This is a genomic window from Streptomyces sp. NPDC001668, from assembly GCF_042893155.1.
In the GTDB taxonomy this organism is placed as follows: Bacteria; Actinomycetota; Actinomycetes; order Streptomycetales; family Streptomycetaceae; genus Streptomyces.
Map to the genome: position 1 here is coordinate 593,025 of NZ_JBIAUQ010000004.1, position 18,432 is coordinate 611,456.

At 71.6% G+C, this 18,432-nt stretch carries 22 protein-coding genes; 12 read left to right on the top strand and 10 right to left on the bottom strand.

Annotated elements, in window-relative coordinates:
- Nucleotides 1-2: 2 nt before the first annotated feature.
- A complete protein-coding gene (otr(A), locus tag ACFYZ8_RS16025) occupies nucleotides 3-1,847 on the bottom strand; it encodes a tetracycline resistance ribosomal protection protein Otr(A) (RefSeq protein ID WP_388533039.1) in 1,845 nt (614 codons plus the stop codon).
- Between the two features lie 219 nt (nucleotides 1,848-2,066).
- Here otr(A) and ACFYZ8_RS16030 point away from each other — a divergent pair, with 219 nt between their 5' ends.
- Nucleotides 2,067-3,026: a ribose-phosphate diphosphokinase gene (locus ACFYZ8_RS16030; protein ID WP_388533041.1), complete on the top strand. Its 960-nt coding sequence runs from the start codon at nucleotides 2,067-2,069 to the stop codon at nucleotides 3,024-3,026.
- Here ACFYZ8_RS16030 and ACFYZ8_RS16035 read toward each other — a convergent pair.
- Together ACFYZ8_RS16035 and ACFYZ8_RS16040 are read right to left on the bottom strand one after the other, a co-directional pair.
- Nucleotides 3,021-3,401: an anti-sigma factor antagonist gene (locus ACFYZ8_RS16035; RefSeq protein WP_359029301.1), complete on the bottom strand. Its 381-nt coding sequence runs from the start codon at nucleotides 3,399-3,401 to the stop codon at nucleotides 3,021-3,023. The genes ACFYZ8_RS16030 and ACFYZ8_RS16035 overlap by 6 nt on opposite strands.
- Before the next feature lie 169 nt (nucleotides 3,402-3,570).
- Entirely contained in the window at nucleotides 3,571-4,008 is a 438-nt protein-coding gene (locus ACFYZ8_RS16040; protein WP_388533043.1) for a MarR family winged helix-turn-helix transcriptional regulator, read from the bottom strand.
- A 103-nt stretch (nucleotides 4,009-4,111) separates the two neighbouring features.
- Between ACFYZ8_RS16040 and ACFYZ8_RS16045 the strand changes: the two genes are divergently transcribed.
- Both ACFYZ8_RS16045 and ACFYZ8_RS16050 read left to right on the top strand, forming a co-directional pair.
- The gene (locus tag ACFYZ8_RS16045) at nucleotides 4,112-5,566 is read left to right on the top strand and encodes an aldehyde dehydrogenase family protein (protein WP_388533046.1); all 1,455 of its coding nucleotides are present in this window, start codon (nucleotides 4,112-4,114) and stop codon (nucleotides 5,564-5,566) included.
- A gap of 23 nt (nucleotides 5,567-5,589) precedes the next feature.
- Complete coding sequence (locus ACFYZ8_RS16050; RefSeq protein WP_359029298.1) at nucleotides 5,590-6,696, top strand: NAD(P)-dependent alcohol dehydrogenase; 1,107 nt, start codon at nucleotides 5,590-5,592, stop codon at nucleotides 6,694-6,696.
- 4 nt (nucleotides 6,697-6,700) lie between these two features.
- On the opposite strand, the gene ACFYZ8_RS16055 is transcribed toward ACFYZ8_RS16050, so the two are convergent.
- Nucleotides 6,701-7,651, bottom strand: coding sequence for an NADP-dependent oxidoreductase (locus ACFYZ8_RS16055; protein ID WP_388533049.1), 951 nt, complete (start codon nucleotides 7,649-7,651; stop codon nucleotides 6,701-6,703).
- A gap of 71 nt (nucleotides 7,652-7,722) precedes the next feature.
- On the opposite strand from ACFYZ8_RS16055, the gene ACFYZ8_RS16060 reads away from it, so the two are divergent.
- Both ACFYZ8_RS16060 and ACFYZ8_RS16065 read left to right on the top strand, forming a co-directional pair.
- Nucleotides 7,723-8,691, top strand: coding sequence for a GlxA family transcriptional regulator (locus ACFYZ8_RS16060; protein ID WP_388533051.1), 969 nt, complete (start codon nucleotides 7,723-7,725; stop codon nucleotides 8,689-8,691).
- A 61-nt stretch (nucleotides 8,692-8,752) separates the two neighbouring features.
- Nucleotides 8,753-9,589 (top strand): hypothetical protein, encoded by an 837-nt coding sequence (locus ACFYZ8_RS16065; RefSeq protein WP_388533053.1) that lies wholly within the window; start codon nucleotides 8,753-8,755, stop codon nucleotides 9,587-9,589.
- A gap of 7 nt (nucleotides 9,590-9,596) precedes the next feature.
- On the opposite strand, the gene ACFYZ8_RS16070 is transcribed toward ACFYZ8_RS16065, so the two are convergent.
- Nucleotides 9,597-10,160: a TetR/AcrR family transcriptional regulator gene (locus tag ACFYZ8_RS16070; protein ID WP_388533055.1), complete on the bottom strand. Its 564-nt coding sequence runs from the start codon at nucleotides 10,158-10,160 to the stop codon at nucleotides 9,597-9,599.
- Nucleotides 10,157-10,519, bottom strand: a complete 363-nt coding sequence (locus tag ACFYZ8_RS16075; protein ID WP_359029293.1) for a DUF1304 domain-containing protein — start codon at nucleotides 10,517-10,519, stop codon at nucleotides 10,157-10,159. The genes ACFYZ8_RS16070 and ACFYZ8_RS16075 overlap by 4 nt, the downstream gene beginning before the upstream one ends.
- Nucleotides 10,520-10,685: 166 nt before the next feature.
- Between ACFYZ8_RS16075 and ACFYZ8_RS16080 the strand changes: the two genes are divergently transcribed.
- Nucleotides 10,686-11,159 (top strand): pyridoxamine 5'-phosphate oxidase family protein, encoded by a 474-nt coding sequence (locus ACFYZ8_RS16080; protein ID WP_388533057.1) that lies wholly within the window; start codon nucleotides 10,686-10,688, stop codon nucleotides 11,157-11,159.
- 78 nt (nucleotides 11,160-11,237) lie between these two features.
- Nucleotides 11,238-11,630, top strand: a complete 393-nt coding sequence (locus tag ACFYZ8_RS16085) for a VOC family protein (RefSeq protein WP_359029291.1) — start codon at nucleotides 11,238-11,240, stop codon at nucleotides 11,628-11,630.
- 1 nt (nucleotide 11,631) lies between these two features.
- Here the strand turns inward: ACFYZ8_RS16085 and ACFYZ8_RS16090 are convergent, their stop codons facing one another.
- Complete coding sequence (locus ACFYZ8_RS16090) at nucleotides 11,632-11,928, bottom strand: DUF4235 domain-containing protein (RefSeq protein ID WP_356596027.1); 297 nt, start codon at nucleotides 11,926-11,928, stop codon at nucleotides 11,632-11,634.
- Nucleotides 11,929-11,930: 2 nt separating this feature from the next.
- Nucleotides 11,931-12,968: a glutathione S-transferase C-terminal domain-containing protein gene (locus ACFYZ8_RS16095; protein ID WP_359029290.1), complete on the bottom strand. Its 1,038-nt coding sequence runs from the start codon at nucleotides 12,966-12,968 to the stop codon at nucleotides 11,931-11,933.
- A gap of 92 nt (nucleotides 12,969-13,060) precedes the next feature.
- Between ACFYZ8_RS16095 and ACFYZ8_RS16100 the strand changes: the two genes are divergently transcribed.
- Nucleotides 13,061-14,035 carry a cation diffusion facilitator family transporter gene (locus tag ACFYZ8_RS16100; protein ID WP_388533062.1) on the top strand — a complete coding sequence of 325 codons (975 nt, stop codon included), beginning with the start codon at nucleotides 13,061-13,063 and terminating at the stop codon, nucleotides 14,033-14,035.
- A 63-nt stretch (nucleotides 14,036-14,098) separates the two neighbouring features.
- On the opposite strand, the gene ACFYZ8_RS16105 is transcribed toward ACFYZ8_RS16100, so the two are convergent.
- Entirely contained in the window at nucleotides 14,099-14,548 is a 450-nt protein-coding gene (locus ACFYZ8_RS16105; RefSeq protein ID WP_359029288.1) for a nitroreductase family deazaflavin-dependent oxidoreductase, read from the bottom strand.
- Nucleotides 14,549-14,945: 397 nt separating this feature from the next.
- Here ACFYZ8_RS16105 and ACFYZ8_RS16110 point away from each other — a divergent pair, with 397 nt between their 5' ends.
- Nucleotides 14,946-16,145: a cytochrome P450 gene (locus ACFYZ8_RS16110; protein WP_389049833.1), complete on the top strand. Its 1,200-nt coding sequence runs from the start codon at nucleotides 14,946-14,948 to the stop codon at nucleotides 16,143-16,145.
- A 28-nt stretch (nucleotides 16,146-16,173) separates the two neighbouring features.
- Nucleotides 16,174-16,374: a ferredoxin gene (locus ACFYZ8_RS16115; protein WP_359029387.1), complete on the top strand. Its 201-nt coding sequence runs from the start codon at nucleotides 16,174-16,176 to the stop codon at nucleotides 16,372-16,374.
- A gap of 399 nt (nucleotides 16,375-16,773) precedes the next feature.
- On the opposite strand, the gene ACFYZ8_RS16120 is transcribed toward ACFYZ8_RS16115, so the two are convergent.
- Nucleotides 16,774-17,325 carry a TetR/AcrR family transcriptional regulator gene (locus ACFYZ8_RS16120; protein WP_388533067.1) on the bottom strand — a complete coding sequence of 184 codons (552 nt, stop codon included), beginning with the start codon at nucleotides 17,323-17,325 and terminating at the stop codon, nucleotides 16,774-16,776.
- 95 nt (nucleotides 17,326-17,420) lie between these two features.
- Here ACFYZ8_RS16120 and ACFYZ8_RS16125 point away from each other — a divergent pair, with 95 nt between their 5' ends.
- Both ACFYZ8_RS16125 and ACFYZ8_RS16130 read left to right on the top strand, forming a co-directional pair.
- Nucleotides 17,421-17,879 carry a nuclear transport factor 2 family protein gene (locus tag ACFYZ8_RS16125; RefSeq protein WP_359029285.1) on the top strand — a complete coding sequence of 153 codons (459 nt, stop codon included), beginning with the start codon at nucleotides 17,421-17,423 and terminating at the stop codon, nucleotides 17,877-17,879.
- Nucleotides 17,880-17,888: 9 nt separating this feature from the next.
- A complete protein-coding gene (locus ACFYZ8_RS16130; protein ID WP_359029284.1) occupies nucleotides 17,889-18,413 on the top strand; it encodes a flavoprotein in 525 nt (174 codons plus the stop codon).
- The last annotated feature ends 19 nt before the right edge of the window (nucleotides 18,414-18,432 follow it).

Sequence of the window (18,432 nt, forward strand, 5' to 3'; positions counted from 1 at the left end):
TCCTAGTGGGGCTTGAGTTCCCGGTCGCCCGAGGGCCTGGACCACCACACCCCCTCACCGTGTGTGAGCCCGGGCAGCCGCAGTTCGACCTCGCGCACCCGCCGGGCCGGGAGTTCCCCGGTGATCAGCCATGCGGTGGTGCCTCCGGTCGTGCCCGTGAACTCCGCCCCCGCTGAAGCCAGTTGCGCGGTCACCGGAGCCAGCGCGTCGAGGGGGATCTCCGCCTCGAACGCGTGGCACGGCTCGAACAGCCGTGTTCCGGCCCGCACCAGGGCCCGGCGCAGCACGATCGGCGTGAGTCCCCGGAAGTCGGCGGCGGTGCTGAGCGGTGCCGCGAAACCGGAGCGGATCAGAGTGACCCGGTAGTCCGTCACGGTCGCGCCGGTCAGTCCGGAACGCATGCTCGCACGGACCGTCTCCTCGATGGCCTGATGGAACGCCCGGGGGAGCGCGCCGAGTTCGGTCTCGTACGCGAACACCCCGCCGGAACCACGCTCGCCCGGCTCGACGCGCAGCCCGACCGTCGCCCAGTAACGGGTCCCGAGATGCCACGGATTCCCTTCGCCGGCTTCCCCGGTACCGCGCGGACGCTCCAGATACCGGACCCGGGCCGGTTCGAAGTCCGCCTCAACGCCGAACTCCTGGACGAGGGTCGCCGCGAGCACCTCCATCTGGACCTCGCCGTAGAGGAGGAGGGTGGTGGCGCCTCCGGTCGTGGGGCGGGCGTGGATCAGGGGATCCCGGTCGGCGAGGGCGAGCAGCGCCGAGCGCAGCCGGGCCGCCTGTCCCTGATGACGGGCGGTGACCAGGGTCTCCAGGGTCGGGGGAGCGAACCGCGGTGCGCTGTCGGTGAGTTCGCCGAGGCGGTCGCCCACGCGCAGGGCGCGGGAGAACGTCAACGCGGCGATGCCCCCCGCGGTGAGCGGCTCGCCGAGGTGGGTGACCCGCCCGGACACCCTGCTGGTCGCGCCGTCCGCCTCACGCCTGAGAAAGGTGAGGCGCTGACGTTCCGTCACCTCACCGCCGTACAGCCGCAGATATGCGGTGCGCTCGCCGCCGGACCCGGGCCGGACCGCGAAGACCGTCCCGCGCGGAGCACCCGTGGGCGTCACGGCAGGGCGGGGGAGCAGCCGGACCATCCCGTTCACGAGGTCGGGGATGCCCTGGCCGCCGAGGGCGGAGCCGAAGAACACCGGGTGGAAGGAGCCGTCCGCCGTGCGGGCGGCCAGGGCCTTGTGGAGGTCGTCCGGGGTGGGCCCGGGACCGTCCACGACCGCCGCCAGGATGTCGTGGTCGACCTCGGCGAGAGCCTCGGCAAGCCGGCTGTCCTCGGGCAGGGCGGCCACCGCGGCACCGGACGTGCCGATGCCCGTCACCTCCGTGAGCGGGGCCATGGACGGCGTGAGCCTGCGCCGGATGTCCGCCAGCAGGCCCGTGTCGCGGGCGCCCGCCCGGTCGATCTTGTTGACGAAGACCAGCGTGGGCAGCCGCAGCCCGCGCAGGGTCCGCATCAGCACACGGGTCTGCGCCTGGACACCCTCCACGGCGGACAGCAGCAGCACCGCACCGTCGAGGACCTCCAGGGCGCGCTCGACCTCGGCGATGAAGTCGGAGTGCCCGGGGGTGTCGATGAGGTTGATCCGGGTGTCACCGACGGTGAACGAGGCGACCGCGGAGCGGATGGTGATACCGCGCTGCCGTTCGATCGCGCCGTCGTCCGTGCGGGTGTCACCCGTGTCGACGCCGCCGAGCCGGTCGATCGCGCCGTGGTCGAACAGCAGACGCTCGGTGAGGCTGGTCTTACCGGCGTCGACGTGGGCCAGAATTCCGATGTTCAGGGTGTGCATACGGGGTCGAGTCCTCGAGAACCGTGGGCCGAAGGGGGCGCTGGGTCGATTCGAGGAGTCGGCGCATGCGAGGGATCCTGACGTGAGAGGGCTCGGACATCGCCATGATGTCGCCCCTCCTCAGGGGGACCGCAACCGAATATCGGCGGCCGGGCGGCCGGTGCGTGGACCAGTAGCATGAGCCCGGCAGCCCGAGATGATCATCTGAGGAGCAGGCCCGTGCGAGACATCGCCGTGTTCAGCGGTAGCGCCCACCCCGAGCTGGCGGCGGAGGTCTGCGCGCAACTGGGGGTGCCGCTCAGCCCCACCCGGGTCAGCCGGTTCGCCAACGACTGCCTGGAGGTGCAGCTCCAGGCGAACTGCCGGGAGCGGGACGTCTTCCTCATCCAGCCGCTGGTCAGGCCGGTCCAGGAGCACCTGGTGGAGCTGCTGCTGATGTGCGACGCGGCCCGCGGTGCCTCGGCGCGCCGGATCAGCGTCGTCATGCCGCACTACTCCTACGCGCGCTCCGACAAGAAGGACGCGCCCCGCATCTCCCTGGGCGGCCGCCTCGTCGCCGACCTGATGGTGTCGGCGGGCGCGAGCCGCGTCCTCGCCATGACCCTGCACTCCCCGCAGGTCCACGGGTTCTTCTCGGTGCCCGTCGACCATCTGCACGCGCTGCGTGAGCTGGCCGCGCACTTCCGGCAGTACGACCTGACCCGCACCACCGTCGTCTCCCCGGACCTCGGCAACGCCAAGGAGGCGGCCGCCTTCGCCCGGCTGATAGGCGCGCAGGTGGCCGCGGGCGCCAAGCAGCGGTTCGCCGACGACCGGGTCAGCATCAGCGATGTCATCGGCGAGGTCGCCGACCGGGATGTCATCGTGCTGGACGACGAGATCGCCAAGGGCAGTACGGTTCTGGAACTCCTCGACCGACTGCGGGATCTGGGCCCGCGCTCCATCCGGGTCGCGTGCACGCACGGGTTGTTCGCGGACGGGGCGCTGAAGCGGATCGGCGAGCAGCCCGACGTGCTGGAGATCGTGTGCACCAACACCGTGCCGGTCCCCGACGAGGAACGCACCGACAAGCTGCGGATCCTGTCCATCGCCCCCGCGCTCGCCGAGGCGGTGCGGCGCATTCACAACGGTGAGTCCGTCAGCGCCCTGTTCGACGCGGCCCCGGGTGATGTGTCATAACGTCTCGGACGTGGTCTCCGGCTGGCCCAGGGCCGCTTCCAGCGACGGCAGCGGGGGCAGCAGCCGGGCCAGCCCGGTCACCCGGATGATGCGCAGGGTGAGCGGGTGCGTGCAGACCAGGAGCAGGCTGCCGTTGTTGTCCAGGACGCGCGAGCGGGCCCGGTACAGCAGGCGCAGACCGGAGCAGTCGAAGAACTCCACGCCACTGAGATCGATGACCAGCCGCGCGCCGGGACGTCGCGTGACGCGGTCCAGATGGGGGAGGAGCTCCTCGGCCGCGGCGATGTCGATCTCCCCGCGGAACTCCAGGACCGTGTGACCGCGGTCCTCGCGGACGCGCAGATGCCGGGACGGCGGCGCGGGTTCCTGCTGCACGACGACGTCGCCTCCAACCAGCTCCTTGGGGGGCGTGGGATGCGCGCAATTCCTTTCCCCGCCCTGCAAGTTACCCTCGATGGAGTGAATTTGAGCATGTTCGATTGACATATGTCTCCGAATTGCGACCGCCGGTTCGCAACCGGTTCGCGCGGGGCTCGCGCCCGGCTCATGACAAGGCGTGCCAGGCCGTGGTCAGCGCTTGACGGAACTGCTCGGTCTGGTGCGCGGTGAGGTCCCTGACCATCCGCTCCTCCAGCTCCCGCACGGGACCCTCGTGCCGCGCGAGCAGCTCGCGGCCCTCCTCGGTCAGCAGGATCAGCAGCTCGCGGCGGTTCTTCGGATTGCGCTCCCGCCGCACCAGCCCGCGGGTCTCCAGGGAGCGCACGAGATCGGCGATCGACTGGGCGGTGACGAACGAGTCCCGGGCCAGCTGCGCCGCCGACAGTCCGTCGTGCCGCTCCAGCACGGTGAGGGCCGTGTACTGCAGCGCGGTGATCCCGGACGGCTTGACCAGCTCGTCCAGATGGGAACGGACGACGAGCTCCACCTGTTTCACCATGTAGAGGAGCGACGGGGGCGCCTTGGTCACCTGTGTGTCGAGCATGGGTTCAGGCTAGAGCATTGACAGGAAACCTGTCTGTAAAGAGACTGCGAACCAACAGGAATCCTGTTGGTTGAAATCTTGGCGACGAAGCTGAGGAGCGGCGATGTCCCCCATCGAGATCGAACCCGGACGGCTGTTTGTGGGCGGCCAGTGGCGTGAGGCCGCCGACGGCACGCGCACCGAGGTGGTCGACCCGTCCCGGGGTGTGGTCGTCACCACCGTCGCCGAGGCCGGCGCGGCCGACGTGGACGCGGCCGTCCGCGCCGCCCGGGAGGCCTTCGACGGCGGCACCTGGTCCGGGCTCAGCGGGCGCGAGCGGGGCCGGATCCTGCACCGGGTCGCCGAGCTGATCCGCGAGAACGCCGACGAACTCGCCCAGCTGGAGAGTCTCGACGTCGGCAAGCCGATCTCGCTGTGCCACGCGGTGGACGTGACCAACGCGGCCAACGACTACGAGTACTTCGCGGCCCGGGCCCACTCGCTGGACGGCTCCGTCCGGAACACGCCCATGAACGCCCTCGCCTACACCAAGCGCGAGCCGCTCGGCGTGGTCGCCGCGATCAGCCCCTTCAACTTCCCGCTGATCCTCGCCGGTTCCAAGATCGGCCCCGCGCTGGCCGCCGGGAACACGGTCGTGCACAAGCCGGCCGACGAGACCCCGCTCAGCGCCCTCTACATGGCCGCGCTGTTCCAGAAGGCAGGCGTCCCGGACGGCGTGGTCAACGTCGTCACCGGCACCGGGCCGGTGGCCGGCGAGGCCCTGCTGCGCCACCGCGGCATCGACAAGGTCGCCTTCACCGGCTCCACCGCGACCGGCCGGCACGTGGCCGCCACCGCCGGCGAGGCCCTCAAGCCCGTCACCATGGAACTCGGCGGCAACGCGGCCAACATCGTCTTCGAGGACGCCGACCTGGAGAAGGCGGTCGGCGCGATCATCAAGGCGTTCGTCTTCAACACCGGCCAGTTCTGCATGGGCGGCCCCCGCCTGCTCGTGGCCCGCTCGGTCTACAGCACCCTGCTCGGCATCCTCGCCGACGCCGTGCCCGGCGTGCCGGTCGGCGACCCGCGCGACCCCGGGACCGTCGTCGGCCCGATGGCGGGGGACAAGCACCTGAAGAAGGTCGAGGAGTACGTCGACCTGGCCCGCAAGGAGGGCGGCCGCATCGTCTGCGGCGGTGAGCGCCTCGACCTGGACGGCGGCTTCTACTACAAGCCCACGGTGATCGCCGACCTCTCCAACGACTCCCGGGTCGTGCAGGAGGAGGTCTTCGGACCGGTCCTGACCGTGCAGCCCTTCGACACCGAGGACGAGGCCGTCGCCCTCGCCAACTCCACGCCCTACGGCCTGGCTTCGGGTGTCCAGACGACCAACCTCGCCCGCGCCCACCGGATCGCCGACCGCCTCCAGGCCGGCGTCGTCTGGATCAACGACTGGGCGATGCTCGACCCCGCGATGCCCTTCGGCGGGGTCAAGGACTCCGGCTACGGCCGCGAGTACGGCCCCGAGGCGCTCGACGCCTACACCAAGGTCAAGTCCGTCGTCGTCTCGCTCGACTGAGCACCTTCCAAGGAGTCCCTGCGATGTCCCTCACCACCCGTGCCGCGGTCGTCGAGTCCGGCGGCGCACCCTTCACCCTCTCCGACGTCACCCTCGACGAGCCGGGCCCCCGCGAGGCGCTCGTCCGCATGGTCGCCACCGGCCTGTGCCACACCGACCTCGGTGTGGCGAGCGGCGGCCTGCCCTTCCCGCTGCCCGGCGTCCTCGGCCACGAGGGCGCGGGAGTCGTCGAGGCGGTCGGCTCGGCCGTCACCGGAGTGGCTCCCGGCGACCATGTCGTGCTGTCCTTCACCTCCTGCGGCGACTGCCGCAACTGCGACGGCGGCCACCCCGCCTACTGCGCCACCTGGCTGCCGCTGAACCTCCTCGGCGGCCGCCGGGCCGACGGCACCAGCACCATCAGCCGGGACGGCGAGCCGCTCGGCGGGCACTTCTTCGGCCAGTCCTCCTTCGCCGAGCACGCCCTGGTCGACGAACGCAGCCTCGTCAAGGTCGACCCCGACGTGCCGCTGGAGTCGATCGCCCCGCTCGGCTGCGGTGTGCAGACCGGCGTCGGCGCCGTGTGGAACGTACTGAAGCCCGTCACCGGTGCCACGGTCGTCGTCCTCGGCGCCGGAGCCGTGGGCCTGTCCGCGGTCATGGCCGCCGCCCTCACCCCGGCCACGACGATCGTCGCCGTCGACCGGGTCGGCGAACGCCTCGCCCTGGCCAAGGAGTTGGGCGCCACCCACACGGTGAACGCCGGCGAGGAGGACCTCGGGGAGGCGCTCGCCGGGATCACCGGCGGGCAGGGCGCGGACGGCATCGTGGAGACCACGGGCAACGTGGGTGTGCTGCGCCAGGGCGTCGACGCGCTCGGCGCCCGCGGCACGCTGGTCGTCGTCGGAGCCCCGCCGTTCGGCACCGAGGTCTCCCTCGACGTCAACGGCCTTCTCGGCGGCAAGCGGGTCGTCGGGCTGACCCTCGGTGACGCGGAGACGCAGAGCTTCATCCCCGCCCTGGTCCGTCTGGTGAAGGAGGGACGGCTCCCGCTGCACCGCCTGATCAGTACCTATCCGTTCGCGGACATCGACCAGGCGGTGCGGGACATGGGCGCGGGCAAGGCGATCAAGCCCGTGCTGACGTTCTGAGCGGTCAGTCGACCACCAGGACCAGCTTCCCGGTCGTACGGCCGGTGTCGCCGAGCTCGTGCGCCTCGGCGGCACCGGCCAGCGGGAACGTCCCCGCGATCGTGGGCCGCAGCTCGCCCTTCTCCACCAGGTCCGCGATCGCGTCCATCCCGGCGCGGTCGGCGTCCACCAGCATCCGCAGGGCCCGCACCCCGAGCCGCTCGGCCTCCGTGGCGAACTCGTCCGAGCCGACCGGCAGGATCGACACCACGATCCCGCCCGGCCGCAGCACCCGCAGCGAGGCCACGGACGTCTCGCCGCCGAGCGTGTCCAGCACCACGTCGACGTCCTTCACCGCCTCTGTGAAGTCGGTCTCCCGGTAGTCGATCACCTCGTCCACGCCCAGCTCGCGCAGGAAGTCGTGCTTGCCCGCGCTCGCGGTACCGATCACGTACGCGCCGCGCGCCTTGGCGATCTGCACGGCCACATGACCCACCCCGCCGGCCGCCGCGTGGATCAACACCCGCTGTCCCGGCCGCAGTTCGGCGTTCTCGACCAGCGCCTGCCAGGCGGTCAGCGACACGAGGGGCAGCGCGCCCGCCTGCGTGTGGTCGATCGACGCCGGCTTGTGCGCGAGGGCCCGCACCGGTGCGATCACGTACTCGGCGTGCGAACCGTGGCCCCAGGGGTACGGCAGCATGCCGAACACCTCGTCACCGGGCTCGAAGGTGGCGACCCCGATGCCGACCGCCTCGACCACGCCGGAGACGTCCCAGCCGAGGACGAACGGCGGTTCGCCGAGGAAGCCGCCGGTGGCGCGGTGCTTCCAGTCGGTCGGGTTCAGGCCGGCCGCCCGCACCCGGACCAGCACCTCGTTCGCTCGCGGCGCGGGGCGTTCGACCTCGATCTCCTTGAGGACCTCGGGACCGCCGAGGGTGTCCTGGCTGATGGCTCGCATGGTGTTCACAGTGCTCATGGTCGTCCAGCCTGCCCGTCTCCGCCCGTCCGGGAAATGGCACGATTGCCAAGCTTCGATAGGATCGTGCCATGCGACATGCGGACGAGACCGAGCGGACCGAGCGGGTCGTGGTGCTGGCCCTGGACGGCGTGTACCCCTTCGAACTGGGCATCCCCAGCCGGATCCTCGGCGCGGCGGACGGCCGGTACGAGGTGCTGACCTGCTCGGCCGACGGCCGACCGGTGCGCAGCAACGCCGACTTCACCATCGGCGTCGAGCACGGCCCCGAGATCCTCGCCACGGCCGACACCGTGGTGATCACCCCCGTCTCGGCGGACCGGATGCCCGCCGAACTGCCGGAGGAGGTCCGCCGGGCGCTCGCGCGCATCCGCCCCGACGCCCGGATCGTCTCCATCTGCACCGGCGCGTTCGTCCTCGCCATGGCCGGCCTCCTGGACGGCCGCCGGGCCACCACCCACTGGCAGCTCGCCGACCACTTCAGGCGCCTGTTCCCGCACATCGACCTCGACCCCGACGTCCTCTTCGTCGACGACGGCCGCATCCTCACCTCGGCCGGGGCCGCCTCCGGGGTGGACGTCTGCCTGCACCTGGTCCGCAAGGACCACGGCGCCGAACTCGCCAACACCGTCGCCCGCCGCTGTGTGGTCCCGCCGTTCCGGGACGGCGGCCAGGCCCAGTACATCGAGCAGCCGGTCCCCGAGAACGGCGCCGCGAGCACGGCCGGGACCCGCGCCTGGGCGCTGGAACGCCTCGACGAGCCCCTGACCCTCGGCGATCTGGCCGCCCACGCCCGGATGAGCCTGCGCACCTTCGCCCGCCGCTTCAACGACGAGGTGGGCATGAGCCCCGGCCGCTGGCTGATCCAGCAGCGGGTGGTCCGGGCCCGGCACCTCCTGGAGTCCAGCGACCTGTCGGTCGACCAGATCGCGGGCCGCGTCGGCTTCGCCACCGGCGCGTCCCTGCGCCAGCACCTGCACGCGGCGATCGGGGTGTCGCCGCAGGTGTACCGGCGCACGTTCCAGACGGCGGCGCGCTGAACGTTCCGGGCCCCCGCCGCGTCGAAGGATCATGCAGGCGGACGGTGTACAGGGGGCGGGAATGCGCAGAGCGCTGTGGGTGGTGCCGGCCGTCATGGCCATGGCGGCCGTGGGGTGCGAGTCAGGGGAGGGCGTGGTGGTCGAGGGCACCGCACCGGCCACTGTCTACGACGGGCCGCTGAAGGTCCCCACGAAGGAACTGGACGAGCACACACCGCGGGCGCTGCGGCTCGCCTCGGGTGCCGCGGGCCGCGCCCTGGAGTGTGCGGGGGAGATCTCGAACGGCAACGGCCCCGACGGCTGGAGCAGGGGCGACGGCGGGGACAGCCCCGAGGAGGGACTGAAGCTGTACTTCGACCTGTTCGACCCGGGCGAGCCCCGCTCCGGCTACCGCGTGGAGCGCCGGGAGGGGGACCGCGTGCTGTACTCCTACGACGTCGGCGGCCGGACCAAGGTGGCGGTGGTGGTCGCCAAGGACCAGCGGGACAGGCCCGGTTGGGGTCCGGAGACCAGCGCCTCCTGCGACCCGTCCGAACTCCCGGCCGACTGGACCGCCTCCCACGGCTACGAGATCTGGACCGACCGTACGGGCGAGCGGGTCGCGACCACCGAGGTGAGCAGCAGGGCGGGGGACGATCACTGCGGCTGGCGGAAGGTGCACTTCCTCGACCTCGGCGGGGACACGTACGCCCGTGACCCGGAGGGCCTGCTCGAACCCGGCATGCTCACCGCGGCCCACGACGACTCGGTCACCCTGCCTGCGAACTCCCACGACACCGGATACCGCTACGAGAAGCGGGAGTTGTGGCTGAGCGGCGACCGGCGCACCGCGTACGTCCGCACACCCGACGGCGTACAGGCCTGGCCCCTGCTCAAGGCGCATGTGGCCTGCAAGTGAGGTGAGTTCACCGGCTGGCATGCAGGGCGACGAGCAACTGCCAGACCTGGTCGGCGATGTCGGCCGCGGTCGCCTCGAGCAGGCCGTGCAGCCAGTCGGCGAGGACACCGGCGAAGGTGGCGGCGACCGCGGAGGCGACCAGGGGGGCGTCGGAGGCACCCGCCAGCTCGCGCTCCCGCAGGCTGTAGGCCCGCAGGTCCCGGTGCAGCACCCTGCCGAGGGGACCGCCGCCGCCCGGGGCGAGCAGTGACCGGTACAGGGCGGTGTGCGGGGTGAGCGAGGCGAAGAACTCCGCGAGCGCGGGCGGCGCGTGCACCGGGTCGGGCCGCCCGCGCCAGGCGTGCAGCGCCTCCACGGCGTCCCGTACGACGTCCGCGCAGGCGTCGACGGCGAGCGCCTCCAGGCCGTCGTAGTGCACGTAGAACGTGGCCCGGCCGACCCCGGCGCGCCGCACCAGCGCGGCCACGCCGACCTCCTCCAGCGGCCGCTCGGCACACTCCGCGAGCAGGGCCTCCCGCAGCCGCGCCCGGGTGCGGGCCGCCCGCGGATCCTCCGGGGCGGGGCGGGTCACTGCGCCACGAGGACGGCGGCCAGGGCGAGCGCGCCGGGCAGCGCCTGTGCGGCGAGGATCCGGACGTTGGCGGTGACGGCGCCGTACACGCCGGCGACGATCACGCACACCAGGAAGAACACCTGCGCCCGGAACCCGGTCGGGTCCCCGGCCACCAGCCCCCACACCAGGCCCGCGGCGAGGAAGCCGTTGTACAGCCCCTGATTGGCGGCCATCGCGGCGGTGGCCCGGGCCATGTCCCGGTCGAAGCCGTGGAAGGACATCCCCGGCTTCTTCTGCCACAGGAACATCTCCATCACCAGGATGTACACGTGCAGCGCCGCCACGAGGCCGACCAGCACGTTCGCCAGGATCTCCATCAGCTGCTTCCCTCAGTTCTTGGACGTGTGTCCACTATAGCTGGACATTCGTCCAGGAAGTCCGGGGGTGGGTGGCGGCCCTAGGACGAAAGGCGGAGGTGGAACCCGGGGAGGAACGGCCAGACTGATCGCGTCAGTCGAAGATCCAGCAGGAGGACGCACCCCGATGACCCCGCAGCCGCCCCCGCCCCGCACCGCCCAGCAGCGCAAGCAGGACACTCTGCACCGCCTGGAGCACGACGACGACATCTGGGTCGCCACGGCCCCCGACGACGACTCGGGGACGCCGTATCTCGTCCCGCTGTCGTTCTTCTGGGACGGCTCCACCCTTCTGCTCGCCACTCCGGCCGCCAGCCCCACCGGCCGCAACCTGAAGGCGACCGGCCGCGTCCGCCTCGGACTCGGGCCCACCCGGGACGTCGTGATGATCGACGGGACCGTCGAGACCATCACCCGGGCCGAGTTGAGCCAGGAGGACGGGGACCGGTTCGCCTCGGTGACCGGCTTCGACCCCCGGCAACTCGCCACGCCCTACCTGTACTTCCGCGTCCGCCCCCGGCGCGTGCAGGCCTGGCGGGAGGTCAACGAGCTCACCGGGCGTGAGCTGATGCGGGACGGGGAGTGGTCGGTCGCCGACTGAATCGGCTGTGCCGGGATATCCGCAAGGTACAGGGCCGCGGGGCGCAGGGACCCCTTGGCCGGATCCTTCGGAGGAGACATGGCACTGGTGAAAGCGGGGGTCGTGGTGCTCGACTGTGCCGAGCCCGAGAAACTCGCCGTGTTCTACAAGGAGTTGCTGGAGGCCGAGGAGACCGACGCGTCCGCGAACCGCGTGGAGATCAGGGGAGCGGACGGCTTCCGGCTGGCGTTCCGGCGTGATGTGAACGCCACACCGCCCAGCTGGCCCCGCCCCGAGAACTCCCTCCAGGCCCACATCGACTTCGTGGTGGAGGACCTGGACGAGGTCGAGCGCAAGGTGGTGGAGCTCGGCGGGCGTCCACTGGAGACGAAGGACGCGGCGGGGCCGTTCGAGGAACGCGGATACGCCGACCCCGCCGGACACTCCTTCACCCTGCGCATGGTCGCCTCGACCGCGCCGAAGCAGGGCTGAGTCAGTCGCGGCCGCCCTTGTCGTCGGCCGGCCAGACTCCGGTGGAGCGTTCGATGGCTGTGGCGCCCGCGCGGTCCACCGCGCTGCGCACCACGGCGAAGATGGCGCCCTGGACCGCCGCAGCCAGCAGGATCTCTCCCCAGCCGCGGTCACGGTCCAGGGCGTCGGGGGCGTCGTCCTCGTGCCGGATGGCCTTCCAGGTCTTCTGGAAGGCCAGTCCCGCCAGCGTTCCGCTCGTCCAGCCCAGTACGAAACCGAGGGGCTTGTAGGCGAGGGGCAGCTTCTTCTTCTTTGCCACGATCAATCTCCTTGCTCAGTGGTGGGTCGGTGGTGCGCCGGGACCGCCTCGGCCGTCGGCACCGGGCCCGGCGCGGTTCCGTCGCCGAACGGACGGCCGCCGAGCTCCTCGCGGTGATGCGGCGTCAGCCAGCCCGCCAGGTCCGGCCCGAGCGGGACGATGCCGGTCGGGTTGATGCCGGTGTGCACCTGGTGGTAGTGCCGCTTGATGTGGTCGAAGTCGACCGTGTCACCGAAGCCCGGCGTCTGGTAGAGATCGCGGGCGTACGCCCACAGCACCTCGTTCTCCGCCAGCTTCCAGCGGTTGCACTTGAAGTGACCGTGGTAGACGGCGTCGAAACGCACCAATGTGGTGAACAGGCGGATGTCCGCCTCGGTGATCGTGTCCCCGACGAGATACCGCTGCCTCGCCAGCCGCGGTGTCAGCAGCTCGAGCCGGCGGAACACGCCCGCGCACGCCTGCTCGTACTCCTCCTGGCCGGTGGCGAAACCCGCCCGGTACACACCGTTGTTGACGTCCTCGTAGACCTCCGCCATCACCGTGTCGATCTCGTCGCGCAGCGCCCGCGGATACAGGTCGGGCGCCCCCTCCCGGTGCAGGGCCGTCCACTCGGTGGCCAGGTCCAGGGTGAGCTGCTGGTAGTCGTTGGTCACCAGCTTCCCGCTCGGAACGTCCACGAGCGCGGGCACGCTCACCCCGCCCGGACAGTCGCTCTCCCGCTTGTCGTAGGCCTCGCTCAGGTAGCGGATGCCGAGCACCGGGTCGCGGCCGTCCGGATCCAGGGTGAACCGCCAGCTGCGGTCGTCCTGGATCGGGTCGGCGACCGCCATCGACAGCGCGCCCTCCAGGCCGAGCAGCCGGCGCGAGATCACCGCCCGGCTGGCCCAGGGGCACGCGCGGCTGACGACCAGGCGGTAGCGGCCGGCCTCCACCGGCCAGCCGTCCCGGCCGTCGGCGGTGACCCGGTCCGCGAAATGGCTCTTGGACCGCTTGAACGCCTTGTGGCCGTACGCGCTGTTGCCGTCGTCGGCGCTGCCCATGCTTCCTCCTGTCTGACGCCTGTCCTGGTGGACGCGTTCCCCGTTTTCGCGAGTCGGCACGGTGTGAGTACCCCGGAGGCGGGCAGTCGGCGATGGTGAGCGGGACATCGACGAACGACAAAGCGGACCGGAAAACACGCGTCACCGTGCTGGTGGCGCTCGCGGCCAACCTGGTGATCGCGGTCGCCAAGGCCGTCGGCGGCCTCCTCGCGGGCTCGCCCGCACTGCTGTCGGAAGCGGCGCACTCCGTCGCGGACAGCCTCAATGAGGTCTTCCTGCTGGCCGCGCTGCGGCGCAGCCGCCGCCCCGCCGACCGGCGCCATCCCTTCGGCTACGGCAAGGAGCGGTTCTTCTGGTCACTGATCGCGGCCGTCGGGATCTTCGTGATGGGCGGCTGCTTCTCCTTCTTCCAGGGTATCGAGGCGCTCCGCAACGGCGCGGAGGAGAAACTCAGCGGCTATGTGGCCGGCCTGATCGTGCTCGGCGTGGCCTTCGTCGCCGAGGGGATCTCGCTGGTACGGGCGCTGCACCAGGTACGCAAGCAGGGCGGGGTCGCCCAGGGCATGCGCGACCCCGCCCTGCGCACGGTCGTCGCCGAGGACGGCACCGCGGTCCTCGGGGTCACCCTGGCCATGATCGGCATGGCGCTGCACATGGTCACCGGGCAGGTCGTCTGGGAGGCGTCCGCCTCCATGGCCATCGGCGCGCTGCTCGTCTACGTGGCCTTCCGGCTGGGGCACGAGGCCAAGGGGCAGCTGATCGGCGAGGCCGCGGACCCGGAGGCCAGTGCCCGGATCCGGGCACTGCTGGACGCGCAGCCCGAGATCGACAGCGTGGAGGCGCTGTTCACCATGAAGATGGGGCTGGACTCGGTCCTGGTGGCCGCCCGCGTGGACCTGGTGCCGGGCCTGGACAGCGAGCGGGTCGAGGAGGTCGCCGTACGCATCAAGCGGTCCGTCGCCCGGACCGTGTCCGAAGCGGACCAGATCTTCCTCGACGTGACCGACCGGCCGGCCGAGGAGGCAAGGGAAAGCCCCGCCGCGACGGGGGAACGCGGCGGGGCCTGACGCTCGGGTGCCCGGCGGTACCCGCGTCATGCATCCTTGGTTGAAAATTTTTCCGGAGAGCGGTCAGTCCCCGTCGACGGGCTCCAGAACGAAGACCGGTATGACCCGGTCGGTCTTCTTCTGGTAGTCGGCGTACGGCGGGTACGCCGCGACCGCCCGCTCCCACCACTCGTCCTTCTCCGCGCCGGTGATCTCGCGGGCCGTGAAGTCCCGCTTGACCGGGCCGTCCTGGAGCTCGACATGCGGGTCGGCCTTGACGTTGTGGTACCAGACCGGGTGCTTGGGCGCCCCGCCCAGCGAGGCGACCACCGCGTAACGCCCCTCGTGCTCGACACGCATCAACGGCGTCTTGCGGATACGGCCGCTCTTCGCGCCCCGGGTCGTCAGCACGATGACCGGCATCCCCGTGTCCAGCAGCGTGTTGCCCTCGGCTCCGCCGGAGCTCTCGTACAGCTCCACCTGCTCACGCACCCACTGCGTCGGGCTGGGCTCGTACTCGCCCTCAAGAGGCATGGTTTCCGTCTCCTCGTCTGTGCTACGGCGGTCTCGCACGGGACAACACCGACCCGCACGGGAATCATCCCCCTCGGGTTCCCCAGGGGGCCGCTGAGCATTACCAGTCGGGTGACGCCCCCTGCATGCTCTTCGGGCACAGCCCGGCCATCGGGGCGTACACCGTCCGAGCCCGGCATGGCCGGATACCGAGGTGGGCCGACCGAGCGCCGCAGCCGAGACGGCGAGCTCAGGCCGACCAGCCGTGACGGACGCCCTCCGCTTTTCCGCCCTACGGCGACGGTCTCCGGCCAGATTGCCGCCGCCACCGATCTGGCCGAACATCTCGTCGCCGTATAGATGCCCCGAGCATCTAATGAAGATCTGCACGACGCACCCTTCGTCTGCGAGGTCTTCCATGACGGAAACGCAACCCGTCGCCTTCCCCCAGGACCGGACCTGCCCCTACCACCCGCCCGCCGGCTACGAACCCCTGCGCGCCGACCGACCGCTGTCCCGGATCACCCTCTTCGACGGGCGTCCGGCCTGGCTGGTCACCGGACACGGCACCGCGCGCGCCCTGCTCGCCGACCCCCGGCTGTCCACCGACCGCACCCGCGACGGCTTCCCCGCGCCCACCGCGCGGTTCGCGGCGATCAAGAACCGCAGAACGGCGCTGCTGGGCGTCGACGACCCCGAGCACCGCGTCCAGCGGCGCATGATGGTCCCCAGCTTCACGCTCCGCAGGGCCGCCGAACTCCGCCCGCGGATCCAGCGGATCGTGGACGAACGCATCGACGCGATGGTCGCCCAGGGCCCGCCCGCCGAGCTGGTGACCGCCTTCGCGCTGCCCTTCCCCTCGACCGTGATCTGCGCCCTGCTCGGCGTGCCGTACACCGACCACGACTTCTTCGAAGGGCAGTCCCGGCGACTGCTGCGCGGTCCCGCGGCCGACGACGTCACGGACGCCCGCGACCAACTGGAGGCGTACTTCGACGAGTTGATCGGCCACAAACAGAAACAGCCGGAGCCGGGCGACGGCGTGCTCGACGAACTCGTCCACCGGCAGCTGCGCGACGGGGAGCTGACCCGCGAGGAACTGATCGCCCTGGCGATCATCCTGCTGGTCGCCGGTCACGAGACGACCGCCAACATGATCTCGCTCGGCACCTTCACCCTCCTCCAACACCCCGACCGGCTGGCCGAGTTGCGCACCGACCCCGCACTGCTCCCCGGCGCAGTCGAGGAACTCATGCGGATGCTGTCGATCGCCGACGGACTGCTCCGGACGGCCCTGGAGGACATCGACGTGGCCGGGACGACGATCCGCGCGGGCGAGGGAGTCGTCTTCTCGACCTCCGTCGTCAACCGCGACGAGGACGTCTACGACGCGCCCGACACCCTCGACTGGCACCGCCCCGCCCGGCACCACATCGCGTTCGGCTTCGGCATCCACCAGTGCCTCGGTCAGAATCTCGCCCGCGCCGAGCTGGAGATCGCCCTGGGCACCCTCTTCGACCGGCTGCCCACCCTCCGCCTCGCCGCCCCCGCCGACAAGATCCCCTTCAAACCCGGCGACACCATCCAGGGGATGCTGGAACTCCCCGTGACCTGGTAAGAGGCATCCGACGATGGACACGCAGCAGCTGCACATCGACATCGACAAGGACGTCTGCATCGGGGCGGGCCAGTGTGCCCTGGCCGCCCCGGGCGTCTTCACCCAGGACGACGACGGCTTCAGCACGCTCCTGCCCGGCAGGGAGGACGGCGGCGGCGATCCCATGGTCAGGGAGGCCGCCAGGGCCTGCCCCGTCGCCGCCATCACCGTGTCGGAGCCCGTGAGCTGACCCGGCTGCCACGCCGTACGCGGTGATCCGCCGGCACTCCACCGTGACGGTGAGCGCGAACAGCAGCCGTTCGCCCGGGGCGACGACGAGGCCGACGTCCCCGTGGACCGGGGCGTGGGGACGTGGGCGCAGCACCACGGTCGCCTCGGCGACGGCCCGGGCGGCAGGGTGGCCGGGTCCGGCGGGCAGCGCGTCCTCCGGTGCCGGTGCTGCGGCCGGTGCGCCGCCCGGATCACGCCCCGCGCGGCGCCCGGGGAGACCCCGCCACCTGCCGACGCCGGCCCGCCGAGCGCACTCCGGCCGGTCTGCTTCCGCCCCTGGCGGTTCCGGGTGAGGCCGCGAGCGGCCCCCTCGCGACAACCCGTGACGGAATCATGCCGCCCACCGCCGTCCCTCGCCTCAGCGCGAGTCCAGCAGCAGCCGCGCCGCCTCCCGCGCCTCGGCGGCCGGGCGGGTGCTGCCCGTGATGCCCGCCGTCACCATGGCACCCTCGGCGAGCAGGAAGAGCGGCCCGGCCAGCGCCGGGGGGCGGCCCGCGTCGGCCACGAGGGCGGCGAGGTAGTCCGCGAACGCCCTCTTGTGCGCCCGGACCTGGGCCGCCACCCGGTCCGAGGTCGCGCCCAGTTCGCCGTACGAGTTGATCCACGCGCACCCGCGGAAGCCGTCCTCGCCGAACCATTCCTCCAGCCAGTCGTAGACCGCGAGGACGCGTTCGACGGGAGCCGTACGACGTGCCACGTACTCGGCCAGCCGGCCCCGCCACCGTCCGTCCCGGCGCTCCAGATATGCCTCCACCAGCTGTTCCTTGGCCGGGAAGAGCTGGTAGAGCCGCTTGAGCGAGACGCCGGACGCGCCGCGTATGTCGTCCATGCCGACGGACTGGATGCCCCGGCCGTAGAACAGCTCCTCGGCGGCGTCCAGCACCCGGTCGCGGGCCAGTGCGCTGTCCATGGCCGACCTTTCCTTGACGCGAGAACGAGCGTTCTCCTACGGTAGCAGCGCCAGGGAGAACGCACGTTCTCCGGTCGCCGCTCCCGGAGGACGCCATGACCGACCGCCCACCCCTGCCGCCCTTCACCCGCGAGAGCGCGGCCCAGAAGGTGCAGGCCGCCGAGGACGCCTGGAACACCCGCGATCCGCAGCGCGTGGCGCTCGCGTACTCCGAGGACTCCGTGTGGCGCAACCGCGGCACCTTCGTCACCGGCCGCGCCGAGATCATCGGGTTCCTCACCGCCAAGTGGGCGCGCGAGCGGGAGTACGCGCTGCGCAAGGACCTGTGGGCCTACGACGGCAACCGCATCGCGGTCCGGTTCCAGTACGAGTGCCGGGACGCCGAAGGGCAGTGGTGGCGGTCGTACGGCAACGAACTGTGGGAGTTCGACGAGCACGGGCTGATGACCCGGCGCGAGGCGAGCATCAACGACGTGCCCATCGAGGAGGAGGAGCGCCGCATCCGCGGACCGCGCCCCGAGTCCGAGCGGGGACGGTCCTTCCCGCTTCAGTAGGGTTCCGGCGTGAGCGAACAGGCCGAGATACCGCCCTTCTTGTACGTCGTCGTCTGCGCCGCCGGCATCGCGGCGGACGTCGGCAAGCTGATCACCGCCGCGCGGGAGCGGGAGTGGCACGTCGGCGTCATCGCCACCCCCACCGCCATGAACGGCTTCTTCGACACGGCCGCCGTCGAGGCGCGGACCGGCTACCCGATCCGTTCCGCGTGGCGCCGCCCGGGGGACGCGCGGCCCTTCCCGGACCCGGACGCGGTCGTCGTCGCCCCTGCCACCTTCAACACCATCAACAAGTGGGCGGCCGGAATCGCCGACACCCTCGCCGTCGGCACGCTGTGCGAGGCCGCCGGACGGGGCATTCCGATCGGCGTCCTGACCTGCGTCTCCGACGACCTCGCCGCGCATCCCGCCTACCAGGACAGCCTGATCCGGCTGCGGGCCATGGGAGTTCGGTTCGGACACCCCTACCAGGGCGCCGACGGCGAGGAGTTCGGGTGGGAGCGGGCACTGGACCTGGTCGAGCCGGGGAGATGACGCCAGCCGGTCTCCTGCC